General features: G+C 59.3%; 1 protein-coding gene. It reads left to right on the top strand.

Going from position 1 to position 501, the window contains the following annotated elements; genetic code table 11:
- On the top strand, positions 1 to 379 hold a 379-nt coding region (locus SO140_RS46520), incomplete at its 5' end, for a fimbrial protein (protein WP_498544285.1).
- Positions 380 to 501: the final 122 nt, after the last annotated feature.

Here is a 501-nt window from a genome sequence, read left to right as displayed (position 1 = left end):
TCCGCCTTGCGTGAGCAACGACGGGCGCACCATCGATATCGACTTCGGCAAGGTCGGCATCAAGCGCATCGACGGCAACCGCTATATGCAACGCATCGATTACAGCATCAAATGCGAGTTTCTGGATAACAGCCGCCAGCTGAAAATGAAGATCATGGGCGGCGCGGCGGCCTTCGACGGCAGCGTGTTAACCAGCAGCGTCAATGGATTGGGCATCAAGCTGTTGGCCAACGGTAAGGCCTTCGCCATCAATACGCCGCTGGACATCGACTACGCCAATCCGCCGACGCTTGATGCGGTGCCGGTAAAAAACAGCGCCGTCACCCTGGCGGAAGGCGATTTCACCAGCGGCGCCACCATGCTGGTGGACTACTTTTAATCACCGCGCCGCAGAAACTCGCGAAAAAACGCCGCAACGTCTCCGTTGCGGCTTGGTCGAGGATGGTGCGCCCGGGGCGCTCCTTACATCAGGCTATTCAGCCGACGATCCCGCCGAACCAC

This window comes from Bradyrhizobium sp. UFLA05-108, from assembly GCF_059803455.1.
The sequence above is the reverse complement of the archived record's forward strand: the minus strand, read 5'-3'. Positions and strand labels throughout refer to the sequence as shown.